The sequence below is a fragment of the Embleya australiensis genome (assembly GCF_051903075.1).
Lineage (GTDB): Bacteria > Actinomycetota > Actinomycetes > Streptomycetales > Streptomycetaceae > Embleya.
Genome location: NZ_CP182423.1, coordinates 2875102 through 2897521 on the forward strand (window position 1 = coordinate 2875102; position 22420 = coordinate 2897521).

Consider the following 22420-nt stretch of genomic DNA (forward strand, 5'->3'; position numbering starts at 1 on the left):
TCGTGGGTGGCCCGAGGGAAGCGCTCAAACGGATGAAAAGCCAACGAATCGGGCGCCACTTCGATTCTGCCTCGCCGGCGGGCGCGGTGGGCGTGCCGGCGAGAGGTTCAGGTGCGGAATCCGAGGTGGACGTGGTCGTGGTGGGTGTCGTCGCTGAAGAAGGCCGCGCCGGAGAGTCGGTACGGGCCGCCGACGTTGTACGAGCCGGCCGCCTCGCCCGCGCGCATGAAGCTCTCGACCAGGGATCGTGGGGTGGCCGGATCCACGATCGCCCGGCCGTCGACGCGCCACACGTCCACCGCGCGGCCGACGGGGTGGTCGCTGGGACGGCTGGTGCCGAAGACGTCGATCGGGTGTCCGGTGCGCAGGATGCTCACGTCGACGGTGTGCTGTTCGGCGAGTGTTTCCAGTGCGGTCAGTACGGATGTGTGGATGGTGCCGGCGCGCAGATCGGCGGCCGCGGCGGGCGGCAGCGTGATGCGCGGGTCGGCGAGGACGCGGGCCTCCTGGGCGGAGGGGGTGGCGGCGGCCGTTCCCGGCGTCGAGGGGTGCAGGGCGGTGACCGTCCAGTCGGGCTCGGCCCGGCTCAGTCGTACGTCGACGGTTACGCCGTCGGCCACCATGGTTCCTTCCGCGCTGCGGATCCACGAGCGGCAGACGACCAGGACACTGGCGGTGTTGTCGAGGATGCCGCCGTACTGGGCGTCGACCACCTCGATGACGGCCTCCGGCGCGTCCGCGAGCAGTGGCCCGGCCTGGTCGGCGAGGGCCGGGGCGTATCCCAGCGCCGCGATCCGGGTCCGCGCGGCGGCGACCCCCTGTTCGCCCGGCGGCCACGCGCCGAGCGCGGACACCAGGGTGACCGCCCGCTGTTTGACGTGGGGTTGCACGTCGCCGGGGTTGGGTGCCCAGGCGGTGACCACGGGCAGTGAGGGAGGGGCGGCCGGCGGGGTGCCGGTCGTGGTCGGACTCGGGCTCGCGGTCGTGCTCCGGCTCGGCGGGCTGCCCGAGGGCGTCGGTTCGGTGTGCCGACTTCCCGACGACGAGCAACCGGTCGCCGCCGCGACGATGCCGAGTACCACCGCGCGCCGTCCCGGAACAGACGTTTTATCCACCCGGCCACGATAGGCCGCGCGCCTGTCCGCTTTGGGCGACCCGGTGTCGTGTCGGGCCGACCTCGGACGGCGTCGGGTCTCGCGCGCGGGTGTCGGCTACGACGCCGGTACGGGTGCGTCCGCCGGCGGCCGGACCAGTATCCCGGTCAGCAGGGCGTCGAGGTAGCGGGCGGCCAGCTCCGGATCGTCGCGGTCGGGGGAGTGGCGGACGGCGAAGCCGAGGCCGTAGAGCAGGAGCAGCAGGTCGGCCGGTCCCAGCGGTGGGCGCAGCACCTCGGCGTCGGCGGCACGGGCGAGCAAGTCGCCGGTGGCGCGCAGCAGTTGGCCCCGAAGGTCCAGCGTCTCCGGAGTGGCCGCGCCGGAGTCGGAGGCCGCGGCGGCGAAGGCCTCGTCCTGTACGTAGGCGTCCAGCGCGTCGCCGAGGAAGGCGCGCAACGCCTTTTGCGGGTCGGGCAGTCCGGCCGCCTCGCGGGCCTGCCGGACGAGTGCGGCGAAGCGGTCGGCGGCCAACGCCTCCAGCAGCGCCTCGGGGGTGGGGAAGTGCCGGTAGACGGTGCCGACACCGACATCGGCGGCCAGGGCGACCGCGTTCAGCTGCGGCGGCCTGCCCCCGCGCACGAGCACCCGCGCGGCGTCCATGATGCGCCGCCGGTTGCGGGTCGCGTCCTTGCGCCGTGTGGGGCGATGAGGGGAGGCCGTGTCGTCCATGCGCGCGACGTTATCGGCAAAGCGGATGAGTAGTCCATTAGGAGGATTCATCCGTTTACCGGAGCGGCGGCGCCCCGAAGGGCCGGAATGTGCTCGCCGCTTCGGGGCGGCCGAAAGGGTTCGCCGGATCGGGTGAAGTTTCGGGGTTCTCGGCCTTGCCGGCGTGCCCGTGGCCGGAATCGGGGGTTCTCTCGGAGGGCGGTTCCGAAGGAGGTCACGATGGCGCGCGTCACGGCCGGTGGTGCTGTGTCGCGGCACGGCGTGCGCCGAGGCCCTGCCGGACAGGGCCTGGTGGTCGTACTCGTGGCGCTGCTGGCCCTGTTGCACGCGGCGCACGGCGCCGGCGCCGGAGTGCGCGTCGGTGGGTGGGATCCGGATCGGTGTGCCGCCGGTACCACCCGGTACACCGCCCCCGTCGACGCCGAGGACACGCCTGCGGAGGACTCGGGCGGTCGGTCCGGTCCGGCGGATCCGACCGGCTGTCCCCCGCCCGGCCTCCGGCCGCGGCCCCCGTCCGACGCCGCGTCGAGCGCAACGTCGGTCGGCAGGCGCGGACTTCGGCCCGCCGACCCGGACGCGCCGGCCGCCCGTACCGGGTCGAATCCGATGGCGGGGCCGGCGACACCCGCGCGGACCGTGGTCCTGCGCTGCTGAGCGGGCACCGCCGCCCCGCCGTCGCCGCAGTGGGCGATCGGCCGGGCCGGCGTGCCGATCCGATTCCGCAGCCCGCGAACACGGGAGATTCCGCCATGCCCTTCGACGTCTACCTGCTGATGAGCGCCCTGGTCCGGGCCGAGGCCGCCCGCGCGGCGGCCGGTGCCCCGGCCTCGGAGCCGCCGCCCGCCAAGACCCCGACCGCCAAGACCCGGCCCCCGGTTGCCGACCCCGTGGCCGGCGACCCACCCGGCGCCCGCGCCGAACCCGAGGGGATCCCGGGCGTCCCGGGTGCCTCCGGCGTCCCGGGCCCCGACCACGACCCGACCGGTGTGATCCCCGGGCGTTGATCCCTGCCCCGTGGCCCCCGGCACGCGCGTGCCGGGGGCCACGGGGCGCCCCGATTCGACCGACCGCGCCCCCGTGCCCCCGGCCTGGACACCTTCCCATTAGATGATTATGGTTTTCATTATCGAGACGTCGACGCGGCACCCGCCGATCGACGTGGACCCACCCCTGCCTGGAGACATCCCATGCGTATATCCGTCCGCGCCGGCGCCGCCCTCGCCGCCGGCGTCCTGAGCACCGGCGCCCTCGCCGCGTGCGGTTCCGACGACAAGGACGCCAAGGACGGCAAGCGGACCGAGGCCGCCCCGGTCGCCAACGCCGGTGCACCCGCCGCCGGTTCGGGGCCGAAGGTCAAGGTCGTGGCGACCACCACCCAGGTCGCGGACTTCGTCCGCAACGTCGGCGGCGACCGGGTCGAGGTGACCCAGTTGATCAAGGCCAACGCGAGCGCACACGAGTACGAGGCCACCCCCGCCGACCTGAACGCCATCCGCGGTGCCAAGCTCGTCGTCGAGAACGGCGTGGACATGGAGAAGGCGTGGCTGCCCAAGGCGGTCCAGGCCGCCGGCTTCACCGGAAAGGTGGTCGACTCCTCCACCGGCGTACGGCTGCGCAAGGGCGAACCCGGCTCCGACGGCGAGGAGTTCGACCCGCACATCTGGCACGACCCGAGCAACGCCAAGGTGATGGTGGCCAACATCGGCCGCGCCCTGAGCACCGCCGACGCGGCGAACGCCAAGGTGTACGAGAACAACCTCGCGGCCTACACCGCCAAGCTCGACGCGCTCGACGCGGACACCCGGGCCAGGATCGACGGCATCCCCGCGGCCGATCGTAAGCTGGTCACCAACCACGACGCGTTGGGCTACTACGTCGACCGCTACCGGCTGGAGTTCGTCGGCTCGATCATCCCCGGCTTCGACGACCAGGCCGAACTCTCCGGCAGCCGGATCGACGAGATCGTCGGCAAGATCAAGGCCACCGGCGCCAAGGCCGTGTTCGCCGAGAGCGCGCTGCCGCCCAAGACCGCCGCGACCATCGCGCGGGAGGCCGGCGTCAAGATCGTCGACGGCGACGACTCGCTCTACGCCGACTCGCTCGGTGTCCCCGGCTCGGCCGGCGAGACCTACCTCGGCGCGGAGAAGCACAACACCGACACCATCGTCGCCGCGCTGCGAGGGTGACGATGACCGACCGCAGCGCCACCACCATCGCCGTCGCCGCGCCGTGGGCCCGGCCATGACCGACCCAGCCCCCGACCCGATCCGCTTCACCGCCGCGACCATGGCCTACACGCGCGCGCCCGTCCTGGAAGGCGTCGACGGCCGGGTCCGCGCCGGCGAGGCGCTGGCCCTGATCGGCCCCAACGGCGGCGGCAAGACCACCCTGATCAAGGCCGTGCTCGGCCTGGTCCCGGTGATCGCGGGCACGGTGACCGTGGCCGGCCGCCGCCCGGCCGAGGCGCGCGCCCGGGTCGGCTACGTACCGCAGGCCGCGAGTCTGGACCCCGAATTCCCGGTCACCGCCCGCCAGGTGGTGATGATGGGCCGGCTGCGGCTGATCGGCAGGTGGCGCCGACCCGGCCGGCAGGACCGGGCGGCCGTCGACGACGCGCTGGCCCGGGTCGGCCTCGCCGACCGCGCCGGCGCCCGCTTCGGCACGCTGTCCGGCGGGCAGCGCCAGCGGGTACTGCTGGCCCGCGCGTTGTCCCCGGACCCGCCGATCCTGCTCCTGGACGAACCCTTCAACGGCGTCGACGCGGTCAGCCAGGACGCGCTGATCACCGCCCTCACCCGGGCCAAGAGCACCGGCACGGCCGTGCTGGTCAGCACCCACGACCTCGGCCCGGTCCAGTGCCTGTGCGAACAGACCTGCCTGGTCAATCGCCGGCAGATCGCCTTCGACCGGACCGAACTGGCGCTCACCCCCGACCTGTTGCGCGCCTGCTACGGCGGACGGGTGGTCGACCTCGACGCCGGCCGACTCGTCGTCACCCGAAACTGACCGGCCGTGGACACCGCACTGCTCCTGGAACCCTTCCGCGTGCCCTACCTGACCCGGGCCCTGATCGAACTGACCATCCTGGGCGTACTCTGCGGCACCGTCGGCACGTTCGTCGCGCTGCGCCGCCTCGAATTCGTCGCCGACGCGCTCACCCACACCGTCTTCCCCGGCGTGGTGATCGGCTTCGCCCTCCGTGGCGCGACCGGCATCCTCACCGGCGCGCTGATCGCGGCCGGCGTCACCGCCTGCGCCCTGACCCTGCTCACCCGCCACCGCCGCACCGGCGACGACACCGCGCTCGCCATCGTGCTGACCGCGATGTTCTCCATCGGCGTCCTGGTCGTCTCCCGCAGCCACTCCTACTCCGCCGACCTCGAGACGTTCCTGTTCGGCCAGGTCCTGTACACCTCACGCGCCCAGATCACCGAAACCGCCGTGGTAGCCGTGCTCTGCCTGGCCGCGCTCGCCGTACTGGGCCGCGAACTCGTGCTGCGCGCCTTCGACCCCGACGCGGCCCGAGCCGCCGGCCACCGGGTCGGCGCGCTGGACCTGGCGCTGAACCTGATCGTCGCGCTGACCGTGGTCGCCGCGGTCCGCACCGTCGGCACCGCGCTGATCCTGGCCCTGCTCGTACTCCCGGCGGCCATCGGCCGCACCCTGGGCCGCCGCCCGGCCCACCTCGCGCTGATCGGCTCGATCGCCGCCGTGGTGTGCGGCTACCTCGGCCTGACCATCAGCTACACCGCCTCCGTCGACCACGACCTCGCCCTGCCCGCCGCCCCCACCGTCGTGCTCACCCTCGTGGCCGGGTACCTGCTCGCCCTCGGCGCGTGCGGCGCGGCCCGACTGCGCCCCGCCCGCTTCCGGAGCCCCCGATGACCTGGTTCGACACCTACACCCACCGCGCCTACGCCGAGGCGGTCATGGTCGGCCTCCTGGCCGGCGTCGTCGGTGTCCAGGTCGTGCTGCGCAAACTCGCGTTCCACGCCATGGCGACGACCCACGCCACCTTTCCCGGCGTGGTCCTCGCCTCGATCCTGGGCATCGACATCTACCTCGGCGGCACCGCGTTCGGAGTACTGCTTTCCGTCGCGGTCCTCGCACTGACCCGGCGCCCGGGCCGGACCGCGTCGGGGGCGATCGGCGTGGTCCTCGCGGCCGGCTTCGCCCTGGGCGCCGTCCTGGTCGCGGCCGGACCCGCGAGCGATCGCAAACTGTCCGCCTTCCTGGTCGGTTCCATCGTCACCATCGACACCCACGACCTGGCCGTCACGGCCGCCGTCGGGACGGTGATCCTGGCGCTGCTCGCGGTGTTCGGCCGCGAACTCGGCTTCGCCGCCTTCGACCACGACGGGATGCGGGCCGCCGGACACCCGGCCCTCGCCCTCGACCTGCTGCTCCTGCTGATCGTGCAGGCGGTCGTGGTGGTGCTCACCCCGGCGGTGGGCGTCATGCTCACCCTGGCCCTGCTCGTGGCACCGGCGGCGACCGCCCGGCTGTGGACCGACTCGCTGCGCCGCACCGGAGTACTGGCCGGCCTGCTCGGCGTCGGCAGCGCGGTCACCGGCCTGGAACTCTCCCGGCACTACGACGTGGCGGCGGGCGCGACCATCGCCCTCGTGGCGGCGGCCGGCTTCGTCGTCTCGCTGCTCGTATCCCCGCGACACGGCGCGCTCGGCCGGCTCCTCGACCGGCGCCCGGGAACGGCGACCGCGCCGGCCTGAGCCGTCCCCGGGAGGCGCTGTGGTGCAGGTCACCCGATTTCCCCGGCTGCACGCGTCGACCGAAACTTGGTCCGCGGGCGTACATCCGCCGAGTCCGAAACAGAGCCGGGGGAGTCGTTGACCGTCGAGGAGTTCGAAGAGTTCTACGCGGCCGCCGTCGGCCGACTCACCGGTCAGCTCTACCTGATGCTCGGCGATCGGCACGAGGCCCAGGACGTGGTCCAGGAGGCGTTCGTCAAGGCGTGGAGCAGACGCGGACAACTCGACCGGCACGGCAATCCGGAGGCATGGATCCGGGTGGTCGCCTGGCGGTTGGCGGTGAGCCGTTGGCGCGGTAGACGGCGCACCGACGACGCGTGGCGGCGGCACGGCGCACCCCTCCAGGCCCCCGGGCCCGAACCCGGCATGGTCGTACTGGTCTCGGCGCTGCGGGAGTTGACCCCGAAGCAGCGCCGGGTGATGACCCTGCACTACGTCTGCGACCTGACGGTGGAACAGATCGCCGCCGAGACCGGCATGGCGAGCAGCACCGTCAAGACCCACCTGGTGCGCGGACGTGTGGCCCTCGCCCACCTCCTGCCCGACCCGTACGCAGAGGAGTCCCCCGGTGCCGGAGCCTCATGAGTCGTCGAACCCGCCCGTCCCGCCCCTCCCGCAGCCGGATCCGTTGCGCACCGCGCTGCTGGAGGTCGCCGTCGACGGGAGCCGGCAGGCCACACCCGCGCCCTTCGCCACGATCCGGCGCCGCGGCGACCGTTTGCGCCGCCGCCGGATGGCCCTGCTGGGCGCCACCGCGTGCCTGGTCCTCGGCGGCACCGCGACCCTCGCGGCGGCGCTGATCCAGGACGACCCGACCCCGTCGCCCCCGGCGGTATCGCCCGTCCCGGTGCCCTCGGAGTCGCCGGTCCCCACCCCCAAGGGCACCGACGCGACACCGACGCTGTACACCGCCCCGTCGAACCAATCCGCTACGGACCCGACCGGCCGACCCGGTCGCCGAGCAGGTCGACGACCGGACCGTGCTCGCGGCGCCGAGCTCGAACGGGCGCGTAGGGATGGGGGGTTGTGTTGAACTGTGGGCATGGAATTCTCCCGACTGCTCGACTGTCTCGCGGCCGACTTCGCCCGCCTCCGGGCCGCGTCGGCGACGGACCCCACGGCCGGTGTGCCGACCTGCCCGGGCTGGACCGTGGCCGACCTGACCCGCCACGTCGGCGAGGTGTACCTGCACAAGACCCAGGCCATCCGCGAGGGTGCCGAACCCGACCCGTGGCCGCCGCAGGAGCCGGCGAAGGAGGCCCCGATCGCGCTGCTCGACCGCGCGTACGCCGACCTGCGACACGAGTTCGCCACCCACGGCCCGAAGGATCCCGCCGGATCCTGGTACGCCCCGGACCCGACCGTCGGCTTCTGGATCCGGCGGATGGCGCACGAGACGGTGATCCACCGGATCGACGCCGAACTCGCCGCCGGGGAGCCGATCGGCGAGATCCCCACCGACCTCGCGGTGGACGGTGTCGACGAGTTGCTGAAGGTGTTCGTGGCGTACGGCGTCGCCGAGTGGGGCGACTACTTCACCGGCGTCCTGGCCGAATCGCCGGGCCGCACCTACCTCGTGCGCGCCGACGAGACCGCCTGGCGGGTATCCACCGGACCGGGCCTGTTCCGCGTCGAGGACGGCGCCGGCACCGGCCCGGCGGACGTGACCGTGAGCGGGCCGTCGGCGGCGGTGCTGCGCCGGCTCTGGAACCGGGAGGAGGCCGACGCGACGAGCCCGGTGACGGTCGTGGGCGCCCCGGAGGCGGTCGAGGAACTGCACCGCTGCATCGTCGTCGCCACCCAGTAGCGCGAATCGTGCCGAGCCCGGGGTACGCCGGCGCAACACTCCGGCACGGGACGGGTGTGGTGCCGGCGCGGGATCCATACACAACGGATACGCGTACACACCCGAGTGGCCGACGAGGAGGGCGGCGGAGACGATGAAAGGAGCGTGTGCGGGCTTCGCCGCGCGGTTTCGGCCGCCGCCGTCGGCGGCGGATTTCCGGAGAGGTACACACCATGACCATGGCCAGGGACATCATGCACGAGGGCGCGCAGTGGATTTCGCGGACGGAGACGTTGGATCGGGCGGCCCAGTTGATGCTTCGACTCGACGTGGGCTCGTTGCCGGTCGCCGATGCGAACGAACGACTGTGCGGCATCGTCACCGACCGCGACATCGTCACCAAGTGTGTTGCCCTCGGCCACGATCCGGCCCAGGTGACGGCGGGCGACCTGTGCGAGGGCACACCGCGCTGGATCGACGCCGAGGCGGACATCGGCGAGGTGTTGCACGAGATGCAGGAGCACCGGATTCGGCGACTGCCGGTGATCGATCACAAGCGCCTGGTCGGCATGATCAGCGAGGCGGATCTGGCCCGGCACCTGTCGGACGAGCAGATAGCCGCCTTCGCGGAAAGCGTATACGCGACGTCGCGCTAGTCGCTCGTCACCTGTCTCGACGGCCGTTCCCCGCAGCCCGGTTCGATCTCCCGGGGCGCGGGGGACGGCCGTCGCGCGTGGGCCGGGCGCCGACTCGGTCAGTGGATGGGTACCACGCCCACCGGACACCGCGCGTGGTGCAGGACGGCGTGCGTGGTCGGGCCGAGCCGCATCGGCAGGTGGCCGCGTCCGCGGTGCGCGGCGACCACCACGAGGGCGCTGTCGATCGAGGCGTCGACCAGGTCGCGGCCCGCCGTTCCGTTCATCACCACGGTGTCCACGGGCAGTTCGGGATCCTCGGTACGGATCCTGCCGAGCACCTTGTCCACCATCCTGGTGCGCTCCGCCCGGACCGCCTCCACGTCGATCATGTTCGGCAACACCAGGCTCGGCGCCAGGCCGGTGACCGGGAGCGCCCACGAGTGCACGGCGCGCAGTCCGCCGCCGAGGCGCCGCGCGTGGTCGGCCGCGAAGTCCGCGGCGGGGCCGTCCTCGGGACCGCCGACGCCGACCACGACGCCGCGCGCGTCCTCGGCCGCCGGGGTGTGTACGACGACCACCGGACAACTGCTGTGCGCGCACACCCGCAACGACACCGAGCCCAGGAGCAGCCCGGTGAAGCCGCCGTGCCCACGACTGCCGACCACGATGGTGTCGCACCGGGCACTCGCGGCGAGCAACGACTCGGCGCTGTCACCCTCGCGGACCGAGGTCTCCACGGCCGGTGCGGGAATGTCCGCGCGGATCCGCGCGGCGGCGGTGTCGATCAGCGCGTGGGCGCGCTCGCGGACCTCGGCGCGATGCTGGTGGCCGAGCCCGCCGACCGGCACCGCGGTGACGATGTACAGCGGCACCCGGCGCGCGGCGGCGTCCCGCGCGGCCCAGTGCAACGCGTGCTCGGCCGCGGCCGAACCGTCGTGACCGACCAGGACCCCGAGACCGGCTTCGCTGTGTGGGGACGACATGGCACTCACCTCTAGAGGGCATCCACCCGTTTCATACCCGCTCGGACAGGTAGCGAGTTCCACCCGGCTGATGCCCGCTCGGACAGGTAGCGAGTTCCACCCGGCTGATGCCCGCTCGGACAGGTAGCGAGTTCCACCCGGCTGATGCCCGCTCGGGCAGGTAGCGAGTTTCACCCGGTTGATGCCCGCTCCGATGGGCCGAGTTCGACGAGATCGACCCGGGACCTCACATTCGGCCGCGCCCACGCGTCTACCCGATACCGAGTCGATACCGAGTCGACACGGGCCGACACACACCGGCACCGGCAGACACCGACACAGGGCCGCGGGCCGCACGCGGCAGCCGTACATCGCAGAGGAGACCGGCATCATGGACACCCGCCACGCGCTCGTGGACACCTCCCTGGGCGCACTGACCGTGGTGGCCGCGGACGACGCCGTCGTCGGGCTCTACTTTCCGGGGCACTGGTACCTGCCGCCCGAGGAGAGCCTGGGCCGCCGGGTCGAGCACCACGACGACCCGCTCCTGGCCCGGACCGCGGCCCAACTCGTCGAGTATCTGGCCGGCGAGCGCACCTCGTTCGACGTGCCTACGGCCACCCACGGCGACCCGTTCCAGGAGCAGGTGTGGGCGATGTTGCGGGAGATCCCGTTCGGCGAGACCACGACCTACGGAGCGCTCGCCGAGCGGCTGGGCAACAAGGCGCTGGCCCAGTCGGTCGGCCAGGCCGTCGGGCACAATCCGATCTCCATCATCGTCGCCTGTCACCGGGTGGTCGGCAGCGACGGCAAGCTCACGGGCTTCGCGGGCGGCCTCGCCCGCAAACGTACGCTGCTGGACCTGGAGGAGTCCGACGCGTCGAAGGCGGCCCGGCTGTTCTGAGCGCCCGCCGGGCACGGGAGCGACGCCGCACGGGATCGGGGAGATGCAGCAACCTTTCGAACGGGTCGTCGACGAACACGGGGACACCGTGCTGCGGGTCTGCCGGGCGATCGTGGGCGTGCACGACGCCGAGGACGCCTGGTCGGAGACCTTCCTCGCCGCCCTGCGCGCCTACCCCGATCTGCCCGAGGACGCCAACGTGCAGGCCTGGCTGGTGACCATCGCGCATCGCAAGGCCATCGACATCACCCGCGCCCGGCGGCGGCACGCGGTGGTCACCGACGACCTGCCCGAACGGCCGTCGACCATCGGCGTGCCCGGCTCGGTCGACCACGAGTTGTGGGACGCGGTCAAGGCACTGCCGCCCAAGCAGCGCCGAGCGGTGGCCTACCACCACTTCGCGGGCCTGCCCTACGCGGCCATCGCCGAGATCGTCGGCGGCACCCCGGCAGCGATCCGCCGCGCCGCGTCCGACGGGATCAGGGCGCTCCGCGCCGCGCTGTCCGCACCCACCCCGAAGGAGTAGCACCGTGATCGACACCCGCACCGACGACCCGGACGCCTCCGCCCTCCGCGCCCGCGCCGTTTCGGGCCCGGACACCCTCGATCGGCTGCACGAGCGGCTGGTGGCCGCCGCGAGTCGGGACGGGCTCGTGGACGTGGCCTACACCAGCGTGGACACCCCCCTCGGATCACTCCTGCTGGCCGCCACCGGGACCGGCCTGGTCCGGGTCGCCTTCGAGAGCGAGGACCACGACCTGGTCCTGGACACGCTGGCCGGCCGGCTCGGGCCGCGCGTGTTGCGCGCGCCGGCCCGTCTGGACCGCGCGGTCCGCGAACTCGACGAGTACTTCGCCGGCACCCGGACACGCTTCGACCTGCCGCTCGACCTCGCGCTGTCCCGGGGTTTCCGGCAGCTGGTGCAGCGCCGGCTCGCCGAGATCGAGTACGGGGACACCTGGAGCTACGCGCGGGTGGCGCGCCTGGTCGGCAACCCCGGCGCGGTCCGGGCGGTGGGTACGGCGTGTGCGACCAACCCGCTGCCGATCGTGCTGCCCTGCCACCGGGTGCTGCGGGCCGACGGCACCCTCGGCGGCTACGCCGGCGGCCCGGCCCGGAAGGCCGCCCTGCTGGCCCTGGAGGTCGGCGGCCGGATCGGGGCCCGGTCCGGCGACGCCGGCTAGCCGGGGATTCCGGACGCCACGATCGGGGCCCGGAGGGAGGTTTCGGGCGAGCCGGTTACGACATGTCGACATACAGTGACTTTCATGGACGATTTCTTCGGCGTGCCGGGCGATGAGGCGCCCGGGGACGCGGTGCGCGAGTTGGCCGAGCAGACCACCCGCCCGGACTGGGTCGAGCCGGATCCCGCGACGGACCTGGAGCCGCGCCTGCGGGTGGCCTGTGACCTGCCCGGTTCGCCTTGGCGGTTGCGCGGGACCACGCTCCTGCCGGGCGGCATCCTGGCCGTCGACGTCGAGCACGCCCGCCCCCGCAGCCCCCGCCTCCTCGCCGACGCCATCGAGCTGCTGGCCGGCGTCGCCGGTCCGGCCTTCTTCGTGCACCACACCGACGCCGCGACCTTCGACTGCGTCACCGGCACCCTGCGCAGCGACACCCCCGGCCCCGGCCGAGGCCACCTGCTCCGGCTGCGCCTGGTCGCGCCCGGACCCGACGGCAGGCCCACCCTGCGGGCCCACGCGGAGGCCCTGATCCCCGCGCCCTGATCCCCGCGCCTCGAGCCGGCCGCCGAAACCGCGCGGAAGCCGGGCGGGACACCCGGGACACCGGCACTCCGGGCGTGGTGCCCGGCGTTGCCGAACTACCGCCCCGGGCCCGGATATCCGGTGGTTCGACGGCGGCGGGGCTGGTTGGATCCGGGGATGAACAGTCACTTCCCCGAGGGCTACGAGGTGTCCACCGATCCGACGCGGCTCGACGTGGCGACGATCCACCGATGGTTGTCCGAGGACGCCTACTGGGCGCTCGGCCGGCCGCGCGAGAAGCTGGAGCGGGCGATCGCCGGCTCGCTCAACTTCGGGGTGTACGACGTCGTTTCCGGCGCCCAGGTCGGCTACGCCCGGGTGATCACCGACCGGGCCACCTTCGGCTGGCTCTGCGACGTCTACATCGATCCGACGGTGCGCGGCAAGGGCCTGGGTACGGCGCTCACGATCGCCGTCCGGGACGAGTTGGCGCCGGACGGGCTGCGCCGGATCATGCTCGCCACCGCCGACGCACATGGCGTGTACGCCAAGGTGGGGTTCCGGCGGCCGGCCTCGACGGACACGTGGATGGTGCTGGGCGAGCAGTGACCCCGCGCCGGCCGACCCCCGCGCCTGCCCGCCCGGCCCGCGGCGGGCGGCCCCGGTCCGGGCGGGACACGGCCGGGCCGGCGAAGGGCCGCAGGCTCATTCGTTCGGGACACCGCCGGGCGCACGGTAGGTGCATGACTTACCAAGGCGACACGATCACGCGGGAACTCGACGACCCGCTCCCGCTCTCGGCACCCGAAGCATCCCTCGGAAGGACCAGGATCATGTGCCGGCACATTCCCACCTGTCCCACCGCATCGGCCCCCGATCACCTCGCGGCCCACGTCGTCACCAGCCACCCCGAGCAGGGGTGGAGCCTGCTGTGCAACGGGGTGGTGATCTTCGAGGACACCGGCGCGCTGCTGCCCGACGGTGTCGTCGAGGCACCGCACCGGCCCGAACCGGAAGGAGCGCCCGCCGACGGGCCCGCCCGGGTCCCGGCGCAGCGCCGACTGGAAACCGCCGGGTAGGCGGGCCGACCGCACCGATACCCACAGAGGACCGCACGCCCCGCGCGTGCGGTCCTCTTCGTGTGCGCCCGGGGAGGCGCGGCGGGTGTTCCAAGGGGGTGTGACCGCTTCCTTCGGTCCCGAGGTGTTCCGGGACTCGGGACGGGACTTCGGCCTCAGGTGATCGGGACCCGGGTGCGCCGAAGGTTGTGGACACATCGCCCCGCAGTTCCGAACGATAGAGAGAGGCACCCCGTGAGTACTCTGTGCCGGCCCGCCGTGGCCGTCCCCGAGAACACCGTCACGCTGGACGAGTCGATCGACATCGCCCGCCGGCTGCATGCCGACAACCCGCGGCTGCCGCTGGCGCTGCGGCTGATCGGCAACACCGGCGTCCGCAAGCGACACCTCGTGCAGCCGCTCGAACAGACCCTGCGGCACCCGGGTTTCGAGGCGCGCAACCTCGTCTACGAGCGGGAGGCCAAGCGCCGGGTGCCGCCCGTGGTCTATCAGGCGCTGGCCAACGCGGAGTTGGGCGTGCGGGACATCGATCTGCTGATCTACGTCTCGTGCACCGGCTTCACCATGCCCTCGATGACCGCCTGGCTGGTCGAGGCCCTGGGCATGCGCTCGGACACACGCCAGTTGCCGATCGCCCAGCTCGGGTGTGCGGCCGGTGGCGCGGCGATCAATCGGGCGCACGACTTCTCCACCGCCTACCCCGACGCCAACGTGCTGATCGTGGCCTGCGAGTTCTGCTCGCTGTGCTACCAGCCCGGCGACGACGACATCGGCTCGCTGCTGTCCGACGGGTTGTTCGGCGACGCGGTGGCGGCGGCGGTGGTGCGCGGTTCGGGTGGTACGGGGGTCCGCCTGGAACGCAACGCCTCCTACCTCATCCCGCACACCCAGGACTGGATCTCGTACGCCGTCAAGGCGACCGGTTTCCACTTCCGGTTGGACAAGCGGGTGCCGGGCACGATGGAGCCGCTGGCGCCGGTAATCGCCGATCTGGTGAGCCGACACACGTGGGACGCCTCGGCGTTGGACTTCTACGTCGTGCACGCCGGCGGCCCGCGGATCCTGGACGACCTGAGCCGATTCCTCGGCGTCGACAAACACGCGTTCCGGCACAGCCGGGCCACGCTCACCGAGTACGGGAACATCGCCAGCGCGGTGGTGTTCGACGCGCTCGACCGGCTGTTCGCCGAGGGTGAGCCGAGTGTCGGCGGGCGCGGCATCGTGGCCGGATTCGGCCCGGGGATCACCGCCGAGATGGCGCTCGGTACCTGGACCCGGGGCGCGCCGCCCGTCGAGTACCGCCGGCGCGGGCGCACCCGGGGCCGGGTCACCGGGCAGCGGTCCGCGCCCGTGCACCCGGCGGCCTCGCCGGTGCGGCCGGGATGAGGCCGCCGAGCCGACCGTCCGCCGATCCGAACACCGGGAGATCCCGATGAACGCGAAAACCTCCGACCCCGCCGGCTCCGCCGGGGCGCCGGTCACCGACTGGCTGGCCTGTCCGCGCTGTCGGGCGCTCGTGTACCGCAAACGGTTCGAGCGGGCCGACGGGGTGTGCCCGAGTTGTGGGGCGCACGCGCCGCTGAGTGCGGCGCGGCGGTTGGACGCGCTGCTCGACCCGGGCAGCGCCCGGCCGTTGACCGCCGCCGAGACGGTGCACGATCCGCTGTCGTTCGCCGATCTGAAGCCGTATCCGGACCGGTTGTCCGCCGCCCGAGCGGCCACGGGGCACGCGGACGCGGTGCGGGTCGCGGCCGGCACGGTGTTCGGGTATCCGGTGGTGGTGGCCGCGATGGACTTCGCCTTCATGGGCGGCAGTCTGGGCGTCGCCGCCGGGGAGGCGGTGGCGATGGCCGCCGAGGCCGCGCTGGCCCGGCGGGCGCCGCTGGTCCTGGTCACCTCGTCGGGCGGGGCGCGGATGCAGGAGGGTGCGCTGGCGCTGATGCAGATGGCCAAGACCGCGGCGGCGATGGCGGCGCTCGACGAGGCCGGCATCCTCACCGTCACGGTGATCGCCGATCCGACCTACGGCGGGGTGGCCGCCTCGTTCGCCACCCTCGCCGACGTGGTGGTGTGCGAGCCGGGGGCGCGGATGGGGTTCGCCGGTCCGCGCGTGATCGAACAGACCATCGGGCAACGGCTCCCGGACGGCTTCCAGACGGCCGAGTTCCTGCTGCGGCACGGCCTGGTGGACGCGGTGCACCCGCGCGGCGAACTGCGCCGTACGCTCGCGGTCCTGCTCGCCTCGGCGTGCGGGCACCCCGACCGCACCGGCCCGCCGCGCGCCGGTCGGGACGGTCGGGACGGTCGGGTCGCGGAACTGCCGCGTCCGGCATCGGCGACGGTGGTGCGCGATCCCGCGCGACTCGCCGTGCGGTCCGCGCCGGAGGTGGTCGCGGCGGCCCGGGACCTGCGGAGGCCGACCACACGCGACCACCTCGCGTACTGGATGGACACCTTCGTCGAACTGCGCGGCGATCGGGCGGGCGCGGACTGCCCGGCGATCGTCGGCGGCCTCGGCACGGTCGAGGGCCGGCCCGTGGTGGTGCTCGGCCACCAGAAGGGGCACACCACCGCCGAACTGGTGCGGGCCAACTTCGCGATGGCCTCGCCCGCCGGCTACCGCAAGGCGATCAGGCTGGCCCGGCTCGCCGAGAAGATCGGCGTACCGCTCGTGACGCTGATCGACACCCCCGGCGCGCATCCGGGGATCGAGGCGGAGCAGCAGGGCCAGGCCGGGGCGATCGCGGACTGTCTGCGGGTATTCACCGGGCTGCGGGTGCCCGTGGTGGCGGTGGTCACCGGGGAGGGCGGCAGCGGCGGGGCGCTGGCGCTCGGCGTCGCCGATCGGGTGTTGATCGGCGCGAACGCGCTCTACTCGGTGATCAGTCCCGAGGGCTGCGCGGCGATCCTGTGGAAGACCCGGGAGGAGAGCCCGGCGGCGGCCCGCGCGTTGGGTCTTGACGCCCGGTCGCTGCTCGAACTGGGCGTGGTGGACGGGGTGGTGCCGGAGCCCGAGGGCGGCGCACAGGCCGATCCGGCCGCCGCGAGCCTGATCCTGCGGGACGCGGTGCTGGGCACCCTGGACGAACTCGCCGTGCTCGACCCGGCCGAACGGGTGCGCCGACGGCGGCGGCGACTGCGCGGCTTCGGACTGCCCGGGCCGACCGCGACCGGTACGGACCGGGTGCGTTTCGAGGACACCGACGAGGAGGAATCGGCATGACCGGCGCCGACCACCAGGGCCCGGCGGCCACCCTGGCCGCCCTGCACGCCGCGCTCGACCGGGTGTTGCACGATGCCCCGCGACCGCCCACGCACGTCGTGGTGCGGTCCGGAGGGGAGAGCATCGAGCTGACCTGGTCGGCCGCGGTCGTCCCGCCGCCCGCACCCGAGGCGGCCCCACCCGCGCCGGTCGAGGCGGAGCACCGGCCGGCGGAGAGCGACGGAGACCTCGTCCGCGCCCCGCTGGTCGGCACCTTCTACGCCGCGCCCGAACCCGGCGCGCCACCGTTTGTCGCGGTGGGCGACCTCGTCGAGGCGGGCCAACAGGTGGCCATCATCGAGGCGATGAAGCTGATGAACCCGATCGAGGCGGACCGCGCCGGTCGGGTCACCGCCGTACTGGTCAAGAACGGCGAGGGGGTCGGCTACGACGAGCCGCTCTTCGAACTCGACTGCGACGGGCAGGGGTGAACCACCGTGTTCGACACCGTACTGATCGCCAACCGCGGCGAGATCGCGCTGCGTGTGGTGCGCACCTGCCGGGACATGGGCATCACCAGCGTGGTGGTGCACTCGGGGGTGGACGCGGACTCGGCCGCGGCGCGGGCCGCCGACCGGCGGATCAACATCGGCCCGGCCGATCCGCGCCGGAGCTACCTCTACGCTCCGGCGGTGATCGAGGCAGCCCGGCTGACCGGGGCCCAGGCCGTGCATCCCGGATACGGATTCCTGTCCGAAGACCCGGACTTCGCCACGATCTGCGCGGAGAACGGGCTGGTCTTCGTCGGCCCGGCGGCCGAGGTGATGGCCCGCCTCGGCGACAAGTCCACCGCTCGGCAGATGATGGCCGACGCCGGGCTGCCGGTGGTGCCGGGCTCGCGCGAGCCGGTGGGCACCGCCGACGAGGCGGCCGAGGTGGCGCGGCGGATCGGCTACCCGCTGATCGTCAAGGCGGTCGCGGGCGGGGGCGGGCGCGGGATGGCGGTGGTGCGCGACGCCGGCGCGCTGCTGCCCACGTTTCGGGCCACGCGCGCCTCGGCCCAGGCGGCGTTCGGTGACAACCGCGTATATATGGAGCAATACCTGTACGGCGCCCGGCACATCGAGATCCAGGTCCTGGCCGACGGGTACGGCAATGTGGTGCATCTCGGCGAGCGCGACTGTTCGGTGCAGCGCCGACATCAAAAGCTGGTCGAGGAGTCGCCGGCCCCGGAGTTGCCCGCCAGCCTGGCCGATCGACTCGCCGGCTACGCGGTGGCCGGCTGCCGGGCCGCAGGATATCGCGGCGCCGGCACCTTCGAGTTCCTGGTGCGTGGCGCGGAGGCGGCGTTCATCGAGGTGAACTCGCGGATCCAGGTGGAACATCCGGTGACCGAGATGGTCACCGGGATCGACATCGTGCGCGAGCAACTGCGCATCGCCGCCGGGGAACCACTGGGCTTCGACCAGGATCGGGTGGAGCGGCGCGGGGCCTCGGTGGAGTGTCGGATCAACGCCGAGGACCCGGCGCGCGACTTCGCGCCGTGCCCTGGCACGCTGACCGGATTCCGGGCGCCGGGCGGGCCGTTCGTCCGGGTCGACACGCACGCGTTCCCGGGGGCGCAGGCCCGCCCGGAGTACGACTCGCTGCTGGCCAAGGTGGTCACGTGGGGGCAGGACCGGGATCAGGCGCTGGCCCGGATGCGCCGGGCGCTGGGCGAACTGCGGGTGGAGGGACCGGGCGTGCACACCACGGCCGGGCTGCTCGCCGACGTGCTCGAGGACCCCGACTTCTGCGCGGGCCGCCACGACACGACCCTGCTGGACCGGCGCGCGGCGTCCTGACGCCGGGGCCGATCGGGGCGTCGGCTCCGGACCCGTGGCCCGACCCGTGCGGCCGCCCGACCCCGCACCGGGTCGGGCGGTCGCCTTGCCGGCACAGGGTGCCCGGTGCCCGGTGCCCGGTGCCCGGTGCCCGGTGCCCGGTGCCCGGTGCCCGGTGCCCGGTGCCCGGTGCCCGGTTCGTGTGTCGGGTGCCGGGGTCCGGGTGCTGTGTGTCGGGCGCAGGGTGCGTACATGCGCTCGCCCCCCATCGCCGGATGCGATGGGGGGCGAGGATACGCGTGTCATACGCGGGGTTTCCCGCCGGTCGGATCCCGATCCGCCCCTCCGGGGCGAGTCGGTGCGGTGGGGCTACGGGGGGTACCGATGGCCCGGATCCGACGTGTGCGGCGGAGTGGGATCGGGCCGATGGGGCCTGCCCGGTACCACCGGCCGGTGCGGTTTCCCCGGCTTCCCCGGCTTCTGCGGGTGTTCGCCATCCGGTTCACCCGGTTCCGTCGGTTCGGGCAGTACCGTGCACTTCGGGTTCGGCGGAGTGCACTGGGCGACCTCGTCCGGTACGTCCTTCGCGGGTGGCGGTTGGCCCTTCGGGTGGGGTTGGGGTGACATTGTCGACCTCCGTGGTAGGGGTGGGACGCGGTGCTTGTGGAGTGCAACCGCCCTTCCACTCTCACGCGGCGCGGTCCCGGGCGCATGTGGTCACGGTCCCGGTCCGGTCCGGGGTACGTCCCGGGTGTGCGGGCCCGGGCGGGGGATCACCGCACGTACCGTGGTGCCGTATTCGTCCCGGGTCGCGGTGAAGGTGCCGCCCAGTTCCTCGGCCCGATCGGCCATCGAGCGCAACCCCACCCCGCCGCCCGCGGCATCGGGGCCGGCCGGGTCGGGAGGCAGGCCCACACCGTCGTCGGTGATCTCGACGGTGACCCGGGTCTCGCTGATCCGGACGGCGAGCGCGGCGTGCCGGGCGCGGGCGTGCCGCACCACGTTGTTCAGTGCCTCGCCGCAGATCCGGTAGACCGCGACCTCGACGGCGGGGGCCAGTTCCGGCGGCGGGTCGGGGTCGAAGGTGATCTCGATCCGGGGGTGCCCGTCGCGGCCGGTGTCCAGGCGGTGTGCGGCGTCGCGGAGCGCGCCGGCCAGGCCCAGGCGCAGCAGCGCGGCGGGGGCGAGTCCGTCGGTGATCCGACGCAGTTCGGTGATCGCCTCGCCGATGCCCTGCGAGGCGATCACGAGGGTGCCGGCGGCGGGGGTGTCGGGGGGTACACAGGCTCGGGCGGTGTCGACCTGGAGGCGGGTGCCGGACAGCGCGGGGCCGAGGCCGTCGTGCAGGTCGTGGCGTAGTCGGCGGCGGGCCTCCTCCCGGGCGAGCACGATGCGCTCGCGGCTTTCCTGCAACTCCTCGTACAGGCGTAGCGACGCGACGGCGGGGGCGGCCTGGTCGGCGAGGAAACGCAGCAGGTCCATGTCCTGCCGGTCGAGCGTGGTCTGGCCGACGCGTGGCGGTACGGACAACCGGCCGATGAGGGCCCCCTCGTAGGTGAGCGGGAATTCGGTGCGGTCCTCGGGGAGAGCGCCCAGCCGGGCGAGTTCGCGTTCGCCGCGCCGGGTGTCGACGACGACGCTCGCGCCGGGCAGGCCGAGGGTGTGTACGACGGTGCGGCACAACAACTCGGGGGCCGCGCCGGGAGCGACCGCGCGACTGAGCTGTTCGGCCAGGTCGCGGACCACCTGGTAGGGCTTGGCGCGTTCGCCGTAGTAGAAGCGGTCGACCAGGCGCGCGCCCCAGCCGACGGTCGGGCGCAGCAGCGCACCGATGACGAGCGCACCGCCGGCCACCACGATGGCCCCGGAGCTGTCGGCGCCGGGCAGGCGGTCGGACAGTTGCACGGCGATCGCCAGGTATCCGCCCATGAGCACCGCGGCCAGCGCGAACGCGGCCAACGCCCGGGAGACGGAGCGGTCCAGATGTCGGCGTCGGTCTCGGGCGAAGGCGTACGCGAAGGAGAGCTGCCACACGACGATGCCCCCGTAGATCAGGAAGTTGTAGATCGAGTCCGAGAGTTCGAGGTGGTAGCCGAGGAATTCCACGGCGAGCCAGAACACGTAGGGCAACAGCGGTAGGAAGCGCACCGGGTGCGGGCCGGGGGAGCGCACCCAGCGCACCGTCATGATGGTCAGGCTCACGGCGATGACCAGGGGCGGGATCAGATCCTGGTGCGGGGTGACCCAGTCGTTCAGCCACCGTTCCGCGTCGGCCCACACGCCCTGGTCCAGGAAGCCGGGCAGCCCGTACCAGTCGAAGCCGGCGTAGTCGCGGTAGGCGTGTACCGCGCTCCACACCGCGACCAGCGCGGCCCAGACCCGCACGACGCGGGAGCGTGGCAGCCGGCCGTCGGGGAGCCACAGAGGCAGCGCGTACATGGTGAACAGGTACACGGTGTCGGCGATCAGCCACAGCACGATGGCGAAGGCGGACCAGCCCGGGCCGGCGTCGGCGAACACCGCGCAGAGCAGGACCGCGTAGCCGACGGTGACCGCGACCCCGGTATAGAGCAGCAGGCGGCCCAGACCGGGCGCGGAGCGACGGGCGAGCACGAACAGGCCGGACAGCGCGAAGCCGCAGCCGAGCAGGACGAACACACCGGTCAGGCCGGGGTTGGGGGCCAGGCGCGGGTCGTCGAGGTGGGTGACCAGCAGGACCAGGGCGACCAGGCAGCTCAGCAGGCTGACGGCGCCCGCTCCGTAGACCCGGGCGGGTCCCGCCCGTTGCTCCAGCGCGGTGATGGGCATGTGGCCTCCTCACGGGACGTCGGCGGGGGACGTCGCGGACGAGTGGAGCCGGGCCGCCCCCGGCGGATCCGACACGTGGGTGCCATCTGCGTTCGCCGGTCCCAGCATGCGGCTCCCGTGGTCCCGGGCGCGGGAGGCACCGGTCCCGAGGCGGTCCCGAGGCGGGTCGGGACACCGAGGGGCCGGGTGAGCGGGGAGCGGGCCGGGCGGGCGCCGATTCAGGGTTCGGTGGGGTGGTCGGCGCCCAGACCGACGTCGCGGGCCCGGGCCACCGCCTCGGCGCGGGTGCTCACATGCAGCTTTTCGAAGATGTGGGTGATGTGGTTGCGTACGGTCTTCTCGGCGAGGAAGAGCCGGCGCGCGATGCGGCGGTTGTCCAGGCCGCGGGCGAGCAGGTCGAGCACCTCGCACTCGCGGTCGGTCAGCTCGGGGAAGACCCGCTCGCCGCCGCGTCCGGCGGTGCCCGCGAGCAGCGCGGTCAGCCGGGGTACGGTCTGCGCGCCGAAGACCGCGCCGCCGGCGGCGACGGTGCGCACGGCGTGCAGTACCTCGTCCCGGGCGGCGCCCTTGACCAGATAGCCGCCCGCGCCCGCGCGTATCGCGGCGAGCAGGCTGCCGTCGTCGTCGGACATGGTCAGCACCAGGACCGGCACCGGCGTGTCGGCGACCAGGGCGCGGGTGGCCTCGATGCCCGAACCGTCGGGCAGGTTGAGGTCCATCACGACCAGGTCGGGCCGATGTTCGGCGACCGCCGGGATCACCGCGGCGGCCGTCTCCACCTCGGCGACCACGAGGATGTCACCGGCGCTCTCCAGGGCCGCCCGCAGGCCGGCGCGGAACAGCGGATGATCGTCGACGATCACGATTCGCAACGGCACGGACCCGCATTCACCAACCACACGGTACATACTACGCGTGAA

25 protein-coding genes are annotated in these 22420 nt (G+C 73.4%); 20 read left to right on the top strand and 5 right to left on the bottom strand.

Annotated features, from left to right (window positions below; all coding sequences use genetic code 11):
- Positions 1–107 precede the first annotated feature (107 nt).
- Entirely contained in the window at positions 108–1115 is a 1008-nt protein-coding gene (locus tag ACMXN5_RS42695) for a hypothetical protein (protein WP_439680252.1), read from the bottom strand.
- Between the two features lie 96 nt (positions 1116–1211).
- On the bottom strand, positions 1212–1823 hold the full coding sequence (locus ACMXN5_RS42700) for a TetR/AcrR family transcriptional regulator (RefSeq protein WP_439680253.1): 612 nt from the start codon (positions 1821–1823) through the stop codon (positions 1212–1214).
- A 219-nt stretch (positions 1824–2042) separates the two neighbouring features.
- Between ACMXN5_RS42700 and ACMXN5_RS42705 the strand changes: the two genes are divergently transcribed.
- The 10 genes from ACMXN5_RS42705 to ACMXN5_RS42750 all read left to right on the top strand — a co-directional run bounded on the left by ACMXN5_RS42705 (position 2043) and on the right by ACMXN5_RS42750 (position 9034).
- A complete protein-coding gene (locus ACMXN5_RS42705; RefSeq protein ID WP_439680254.1) occupies positions 2043–2477 on the top strand; it encodes a hypothetical protein in 435 nt (144 codons plus the stop codon).
- Positions 2478–2572: 95 nt separating this feature from the next.
- A complete protein-coding gene (locus ACMXN5_RS42710) occupies positions 2573–2827 on the top strand; it encodes a hypothetical protein (RefSeq protein WP_439680255.1) in 255 nt (84 codons plus the stop codon).
- 183 nt (positions 2828–3010) lie between these two features.
- Complete coding sequence (locus tag ACMXN5_RS42715) at positions 3011–4009, top strand: metal ABC transporter substrate-binding protein (RefSeq protein ID WP_439680256.1); 999 nt, start codon at positions 3011–3013, stop codon at positions 4007–4009.
- A gap of 55 nt (positions 4010–4064) precedes the next feature.
- On the top strand, positions 4065–4829 hold the full coding sequence (locus tag ACMXN5_RS42720) for a metal ABC transporter ATP-binding protein (RefSeq protein ID WP_439680257.1): 765 nt from the start codon (positions 4065–4067) through the stop codon (positions 4827–4829).
- Between the two features lie 6 nt (positions 4830–4835).
- Complete coding sequence (locus ACMXN5_RS42725; protein WP_439680258.1) at positions 4836–5708, top strand: metal ABC transporter permease; 873 nt, start codon at positions 4836–4838, stop codon at positions 5706–5708.
- On the top strand, positions 5705–6553 hold the full coding sequence (locus tag ACMXN5_RS42730) for a metal ABC transporter permease (protein WP_439680259.1): 849 nt from the start codon (positions 5705–5707) through the stop codon (positions 6551–6553). The genes ACMXN5_RS42725 and ACMXN5_RS42730 overlap by 4 nt, the downstream gene beginning before the upstream one ends.
- A gap of 117 nt (positions 6554–6670) precedes the next feature.
- Entirely contained in the window at positions 6671–7177 is a 507-nt protein-coding gene (locus ACMXN5_RS42735) for a SigE family RNA polymerase sigma factor (protein ID WP_395792750.1), read from the top strand.
- Positions 7161–7625 carry a hypothetical protein gene (locus ACMXN5_RS42740; RefSeq protein WP_439680260.1) on the top strand — a complete coding sequence of 155 codons (465 nt, stop codon included), beginning with the start codon at positions 7161–7163 and terminating at the stop codon, positions 7623–7625. The genes ACMXN5_RS42735 and ACMXN5_RS42740 overlap by 17 nt, the downstream gene beginning before the upstream one ends.
- Positions 7626–7634: 9 nt before the next feature.
- Entirely contained in the window at positions 7635–8399 is a 765-nt protein-coding gene (locus ACMXN5_RS42745; RefSeq protein WP_439680261.1) for a maleylpyruvate isomerase family mycothiol-dependent enzyme, read from the top strand.
- 212 nt (positions 8400–8611) lie between these two features.
- A complete protein-coding gene (locus ACMXN5_RS42750) occupies positions 8612–9034 on the top strand; it encodes a CBS domain-containing protein (RefSeq protein WP_439680262.1) in 423 nt (140 codons plus the stop codon).
- Between the two features lie 98 nt (positions 9035–9132).
- On the opposite strand, the gene ACMXN5_RS42755 is transcribed toward ACMXN5_RS42750, so the two are convergent.
- Positions 9133–9999, bottom strand: a complete 867-nt coding sequence (locus tag ACMXN5_RS42755) for a universal stress protein (RefSeq protein WP_439680263.1) — start codon at positions 9997–9999, stop codon at positions 9133–9135.
- Positions 10000–10369: 370 nt separating this feature from the next.
- On the opposite strand from ACMXN5_RS42755, the gene ACMXN5_RS42760 reads away from it, so the two are divergent.
- The 10 genes from ACMXN5_RS42760 (at position 10370) to ACMXN5_RS42805 (ending at position 18713) form a co-directional block, all read left to right on the top strand.
- A complete protein-coding gene (locus tag ACMXN5_RS42760; protein WP_439680264.1) occupies positions 10370–10882 on the top strand; it encodes a methylated-DNA--[protein]-cysteine S-methyltransferase in 513 nt (170 codons plus the stop codon).
- A 43-nt stretch (positions 10883–10925) separates the two neighbouring features.
- A complete protein-coding gene (locus tag ACMXN5_RS42765) occupies positions 10926–11408 on the top strand; it encodes an RNA polymerase sigma factor (RefSeq protein ID WP_439680265.1) in 483 nt (160 codons plus the stop codon).
- A gap of 4 nt (positions 11409–11412) precedes the next feature.
- The gene (locus ACMXN5_RS42770; protein WP_439680266.1) at positions 11413–12066 is read left to right on the top strand and encodes a methylated-DNA--[protein]-cysteine S-methyltransferase; all 654 of its coding nucleotides are present in this window, start codon (positions 11413–11415) and stop codon (positions 12064–12066) included.
- 84 nt (positions 12067–12150) lie between these two features.
- Positions 12151–12609 carry a hypothetical protein gene (locus ACMXN5_RS42775; protein WP_439680267.1) on the top strand — a complete coding sequence of 153 codons (459 nt, stop codon included), beginning with the start codon at positions 12151–12153 and terminating at the stop codon, positions 12607–12609.
- 156 nt (positions 12610–12765) lie between these two features.
- Positions 12766–13197 carry a GNAT family N-acetyltransferase gene (locus tag ACMXN5_RS42780; protein ID WP_439680268.1) on the top strand — a complete coding sequence of 144 codons (432 nt, stop codon included), beginning with the start codon at positions 12766–12768 and terminating at the stop codon, positions 13195–13197.
- A gap of 224 nt (positions 13198–13421) precedes the next feature.
- A complete protein-coding gene (locus ACMXN5_RS42785; RefSeq protein ID WP_439681402.1) occupies positions 13422–13667 on the top strand; it encodes a DUF5999 family protein in 246 nt (81 codons plus the stop codon).
- Positions 13668–13901: 234 nt separating this feature from the next.
- Positions 13902–15053 carry a type III polyketide synthase gene (locus ACMXN5_RS42790; RefSeq protein ID WP_439680269.1) on the top strand — a complete coding sequence of 384 codons (1152 nt, stop codon included), beginning with the start codon at positions 13902–13904 and terminating at the stop codon, positions 15051–15053.
- Between the two features lie 46 nt (positions 15054–15099).
- On the top strand, positions 15100–16890 hold the full coding sequence (locus ACMXN5_RS42795) for a carboxyl transferase domain-containing protein (protein ID WP_439680270.1): 1791 nt from the start codon (positions 15100–15102) through the stop codon (positions 16888–16890).
- Positions 16887–17360 (top strand): acetyl-CoA carboxylase biotin carboxyl carrier protein, encoded by a 474-nt coding sequence (accB, locus tag ACMXN5_RS42800; RefSeq protein ID WP_439680271.1) that lies wholly within the window; start codon positions 16887–16889, stop codon positions 17358–17360. The genes ACMXN5_RS42795 and accB overlap by 4 nt, the downstream gene beginning before the upstream one ends.
- Positions 17361–17366: 6 nt before the next feature.
- Positions 17367–18713 (top strand): acetyl-CoA carboxylase biotin carboxylase subunit, encoded by a 1347-nt coding sequence (locus tag ACMXN5_RS42805; RefSeq protein ID WP_439680272.1) that lies wholly within the window; start codon positions 17367–17369, stop codon positions 18711–18713.
- Positions 18714–19409: 696 nt separating this feature from the next.
- Here ACMXN5_RS42805 and ACMXN5_RS42810 read toward each other — a convergent pair.
- Both ACMXN5_RS42810 and ACMXN5_RS42815 read right to left on the bottom strand, forming a co-directional pair.
- The gene (locus tag ACMXN5_RS42810) at positions 19410–21500 is read right to left on the bottom strand and encodes a GAF domain-containing sensor histidine kinase (protein ID WP_439680273.1); all 2091 of its coding nucleotides are present in this window, start codon (positions 21498–21500) and stop codon (positions 19410–19412) included.
- A gap of 218 nt (positions 21501–21718) precedes the next feature.
- Positions 21719–22372, bottom strand: coding sequence for a response regulator (locus ACMXN5_RS42815; RefSeq protein WP_439681403.1), 654 nt, complete (start codon positions 22370–22372; stop codon positions 21719–21721).
- Positions 22373–22420 lie beyond the last annotated feature (48 nt).

Excerpts from the sequence above, each read along its gene's own strand:
- ACMXN5_RS42700 (WP_439680253.1), bottom strand. The coding sequence starts at position 1,823 with ATGGACGACACGGCCTCCCCTCATCGCCCCACACGGCGCAAGGACGCG.
- ACMXN5_RS42705 (WP_439680254.1), top strand. The coding sequence starts at position 2,043 with ATGGCGCGCGTCACGGCCGGTGGTGCTGTGTCGCGGCACGGCGTGCGC.
- ACMXN5_RS42710 (WP_439680255.1), top strand. The coding sequence starts at position 2,573 with ATGCCCTTCGACGTCTACCTGCTGATGAGCGCCCTGGTCCGGGCCGAG.
- ACMXN5_RS42715 (WP_439680256.1), top strand. The coding sequence starts at position 3,011 with ATGCGTATATCCGTCCGCGCCGGCGCCGCCCTCGCCGCCGGCGTCCTG.
- ACMXN5_RS42720 (WP_439680257.1), top strand. The coding sequence starts at position 4,065 with ATGACCGACCCAGCCCCCGACCCGATCCGCTTCACCGCCGCGACCATG.
- ACMXN5_RS42730 (WP_439680259.1), top strand. The coding sequence starts at position 5,705 with ATGACCTGGTTCGACACCTACACCCACCGCGCCTACGCCGAGGCGGTC.
- ACMXN5_RS42745 (WP_439680261.1), top strand. The coding sequence starts at position 7,635 with ATGGAATTCTCCCGACTGCTCGACTGTCTCGCGGCCGACTTCGCCCGC.
- ACMXN5_RS42750 (WP_439680262.1), top strand. The coding sequence starts at position 8,612 with ATGACCATGGCCAGGGACATCATGCACGAGGGCGCGCAGTGGATTTCG.
- ACMXN5_RS42755 (WP_439680263.1), bottom strand. The coding sequence starts at position 9,999 with ATGTCGTCCCCACACAGCGAAGCCGGTCTCGGGGTCCTGGTCGGTCAC.
- ACMXN5_RS42760 (WP_439680264.1), top strand. The coding sequence starts at position 10,370 with ATGGACACCCGCCACGCGCTCGTGGACACCTCCCTGGGCGCACTGACC.
- ACMXN5_RS42765 (WP_439680265.1), top strand. The coding sequence starts at position 10,926 with ATGCAGCAACCTTTCGAACGGGTCGTCGACGAACACGGGGACACCGTG.
- ACMXN5_RS42775 (WP_439680267.1), top strand. The coding sequence starts at position 12,151 with ATGGACGATTTCTTCGGCGTGCCGGGCGATGAGGCGCCCGGGGACGCG.
- ACMXN5_RS42780 (WP_439680268.1), top strand. The coding sequence starts at position 12,766 with ATGAACAGTCACTTCCCCGAGGGCTACGAGGTGTCCACCGATCCGACG.
- ACMXN5_RS42785 (WP_439681402.1), top strand. The coding sequence starts at position 13,422 with ATGTGCCGGCACATTCCCACCTGTCCCACCGCATCGGCCCCCGATCAC.
- ACMXN5_RS42795 (WP_439680270.1), top strand. The coding sequence starts at position 15,100 with ATGAACGCGAAAACCTCCGACCCCGCCGGCTCCGCCGGGGCGCCGGTC.
- accB (WP_439680271.1), top strand. The coding sequence starts at position 16,887 with ATGACCGGCGCCGACCACCAGGGCCCGGCGGCCACCCTGGCCGCCCTG.
- ACMXN5_RS42810 (WP_439680273.1), bottom strand. The coding sequence starts at position 21,500 with ATGCCCATCACCGCGCTGGAGCAACGGGCGGGACCCGCCCGGGTCTAC.